Source organism: uncultured Salinisphaera sp. (assembly GCF_964012375.1).
Lineage (GTDB): Bacteria > Pseudomonadota > Gammaproteobacteria > Nevskiales > Salinisphaeraceae > Salinisphaera.
This window is the reverse complement of sequence record NZ_CAXGSH010000163.1, coordinates 1-3,948: the sequence shown is the minus strand read 5'-3', so window position 1 is coordinate 3,948 and position 3,948 is coordinate 1. Positions and strand designations below refer to the sequence as shown.

Sequence of the window (3,948 nt, the reverse complement as noted above, 5' to 3'; positions counted from 1 at the left end):
AACAGCGGACTACGCCGGTTTTCTAGGGCTTGTTACTTTTGTAACTCTTTTCCGATGCCCTCACGGATTCTAGAATACTCGCAGACTCAGGCGGATTTTGCCCGCCGTCCCTCGTGTCTCGGTCGCTTGTGGCTACGCCGCTTTGCCGGCGACAACGGCCAGCAATATGGGTGGCAAACTGTCGGATCGCCTTGGGGACGCCATTACGGCAGGAAAGCCGCCCACCGCAAGGTCGGGCGGCTTTTTTTTGTCCGATCTTTCAGTGCCTGTCCGGCGGCCGGTCCAGCCCTTGGCTTTTCCGAGCGCCCTGCGCTAACAGCCTGAAACGCATCGGCAAGCGGGAATTCGCCCTGTATAAGCCAGCGCGCGATTGCGCGTCCTGGCGCGGGTATATGCGACTTATTGCCACCGCGCACCGCATCGACACCTGCGCGGCGACCACGCTAGATTGATCTTGTTAATCCACGCCGACGCCTTGCAGCAATGGACTATTCCCGCCCGAGCCAGATCGACGAGCCCGCCTATCGCGGCGTACTCGAAACCTACCGCTGCGACGAGGCCACGCAGATCAATCGGCTGCTCGAAATCGCGCGGCTATCGACCCACACCAGCCGACGCGTGGAAGCCGAAGCCGGCAAGCTCGTCCAGGCCGTGCGCAAGAAGAATGCCCACGGCAGCGGCATCGACGCCTTCATGCACGAGTACGAGCTGTCCAGCCAGGAGGGTGTGGTGCTGATGTGTCTGGCCGAAGCCCTGCTGCGCATTCCCGATGCGACCACGGTCGATCGGCTCATCGATGACAAGATTGGCGGCTCGAACTGGGAATCGCATCTGGGCGAATCGAAATCCTGGTTCGTGAATGCTTCCACCTGGGGCTTGATGCTGACGGGGCGAATCCTGCGCTACGAGGATGCGCCCCAGCGCAATTTCCGCAGCGTGCTGCAACGACTGGTCAAACGCAGCGGCGAGCCGTTCATCCGCCAGGCGGTCAGCCAGGCGATGCGCATCATGGGTCGGCAATTCGTGATGGGGCGCACCATCGAAGAAGCGATCAGCAACGCCCGATCGCTGGAAAAACGCGGCTATACCTATTCCTATGACATGCTCGGCGAAGCCGCGCGTACCGATCGCGACGCCCAGCGCTATTTCGACGACTACTGGCACGCTATTGAAGAATGCGGCAAGGCCAGCCGTGGCCTGGGCCCGGAAAAATCGCCGGGCGTGTCGGTCAAACTGTCGGCGCTGCATGCCCGCTACGAACTCAGCCATCGGGTACGCGTCCACAAGGAGCTGCTTCCGCGACTGCTCAAGCTTGCGCGCCTGGCCGCAAAGCACGACATCAACATGACCATCGACGCGGAAGAAGCCGCGCGCCTGGATCTGTCGCTGGAGCTGTTCGCCTGCGTATCGCAGGAACAGGACCTCGCCGACTGGCAGGGCCTCGGCCTGGCGGTACAGGCCTATCAGAAGCGCGCGCTCGACGTGATCGACTGGCTCGCCGACCTGGGCCGACGCCACAACCGTCGCATCATGATCCGGCTGGTCAAGGGCGCCTATTGGGATACCGAGATCAAGCGTGCCCAGGAAGCCGGCGTGGACGGCTATCCGGTATTCACCCGCAAGATGAATACGGATGTGTCCTTCCTTGCCTGTGCCCAGCACATCCTCGATGCCTCGGACGTGTTCTACGGCCAGTTCGCCACCCACAATGCCCATACGCTCGCTTATATCCGCCAGGCGGTAGGCGAGCGCACGGACTTCGAGTTCCAGCGCCTGCACGGCATGGGCGAAGACCTGTACGAAGAAATCGTGGAGAAAGGCGAGCGGCGGGCGGCCTGCCGTATCTATGCGCCGGTCGGCGCCCACGAGGATCTGCTTGCCTATCTCGTACGCCGCCTGCTTGAAAACGGCGCCAACAGCTCGTTCGTGAATCGCCTTGTGGACGAGAACGAGCCGGTGGAAGACATCGTTGCCGACCCGGTGTTTGCGGCCGAAAAACAGCAGCAGGCCCGGCATCCGCGTATCCCCCTGCCCCACGACCTCTACGGCAGCCGTCGCCCGAATGCGAAAGGCGTGGATCTGTCGGACATACGCGAGCTGGACGCCCTGTCCGACGGCATGCGTGATGCGGATGCGCGTACCTGGCGTGCAGCGCCCCTGATCGGCGAAACAGCGGTCGACTTCAACAAACGCACGGCGATCGCGGTCAAATCACCGGCGGATAACGATATCAGCGTGGGCGATGTGGTCTGGGCCAACCCGGACGATATCGAAGCCGCGCTGGCCGGCGCCGCGACGGCCGCGGATCGCTGGAGCGCCACGCCAGGGCACGAACGCGCTGCCGTACTGCGCCGCTACGCCGACCTGCTCGAAAGCCATATGGCTGAGCTGATCGCACTGTGCGCACGCGAGGCCGGCAAGAACATCGGCGACGGCGTGGCCGAGGTGCGCGAGGCCGTGGATTTCTGTCGCTACTATGCCTGCCAGGTCGAAGACGAGTTCGACGGCGAAACGCTGCTGCCGGGCCCCACGGGCGAGCGCAACACCTATCGGCTCGTGGGTCGCGGTGTATTCGTATGTATCTGTCCCTGGAATTTCCCGCTGGCAATCTTTACCGGCCAGGTTGCCGCGGCACTGGCAGCCGGTAACGCGGTTATCGCCAAGCCCGCCGAACAAACCTGTCTGATCGGCCATCGTGCGGTCCAGCTCATGCACGAGGCCGGCGTGCCGCGCGACGTGCTCTATTTCCTGCCGGGCGACGGCCCGTCGGTAGGCGCAAAGCTCGTGGCCGACACACGGGTGTCCGGCGTCGCTTTTACCGGCTCGCTGGCCACCGCCAAGGCGATCAACAAAACCCTGGCCGAGCGTGACGGGCCGCTGATTCCCATGATCGCCGAAACCGGCGGCCAGAATGCAATGATCGTGGACTCGTCCGCGTTGATCGAACAGGTGGTAGCCGACGTCATTCGCTCGGGCTTTCAGAGCGCCGGCCAGCGCTGTTCGGCCCTGCGCGTGCTCTATGTCCAGACCGATATCGCCGACACCCTGCTGACCATGCTCTCGGGCGCCATGGCGGAGCTGTCGATCGGTGATCCCTGGAAGCTGTCCACCGACGTCACGCCGGTCATCGATGCCGAAGCGCGCGACGGTCTGACCAACTATATCGAGCAGACCAAAGAAAAGCTCAACACGCTTTATGCCTGCAAGCCGCCCCAGGGCAACGGCACTTACGTGGCACCCCGTGCCGTCGAGCTGAACAGCATCGACGATCTCGGCGAGGAACAGTTCGGCCCGATCGTGCACGTCATCCGCTATGAGGCCGAAGATATCGATGCGGTCGTCGATCAAATCAACGGGCTGGGCTACGGCCTGACCTTCGGCATTCACAGCCGGATCGATACCACCGTCGAACGCGTCGTGCGCCGGATCAAGGTGGGCAATGCCTACGTCAATCGCAACATCATCGGTGCGGTCGTGGGCGTACACCCGTTCGGCGGCGAAGGTTTGTCCGGCACCGGCCCGAAAGCCGGCGGCCCGCATTACCTGCACCGCTTTGCCACCGAGCGGGCAATCAGCCGCGATACCACGGCCGCCGGCGGCAATGCCTCGCTGATGTCGCTGGAAGAAGACGAGCCCGCCGACAATGCATGGGTCACACCGGAACCACAGCGCTACGCATAAGCGCTGCGATCCGCCGGCGACTCCGTACGCCGCGCGGTGGACTCACGCAGCGACCGGGGTTCAGGCGCGTATCCGGTAGGCGACGACGTGTGTGAATCCAAGGGGGCAAGATCGATTCGCCGGGGCGGGATAATCACCGGCGTATCGGCCCAAGGCACACACGAGGGCCAGAAAAAAGCCGGACCTTCTGGCCCGGCTTGTTAGGGAACCTGTGATCTATTCATCTACGGTCGCGCCGGTGTCTTTTGCGCGCGTCTGACAAGACGC

The 3,948-nt window shown here is 63.3% G+C and carries 1 protein-coding gene; it reads left to right on the top strand.

Annotated elements, in window-relative coordinates; genetic code table 11:
- Nucleotides 1-483 precede the first annotated feature (483 nt).
- Nucleotides 484-3,681, top strand: coding sequence for a bifunctional proline dehydrogenase/L-glutamate gamma-semialdehyde dehydrogenase PutA (gene putA, locus ABNU97_RS17405; protein WP_348767931.1), 3,198 nt, complete (start codon nt 484-486; stop codon nt 3,679-3,681).
- Nucleotides 3,682-3,948 lie beyond the last annotated feature (267 nt).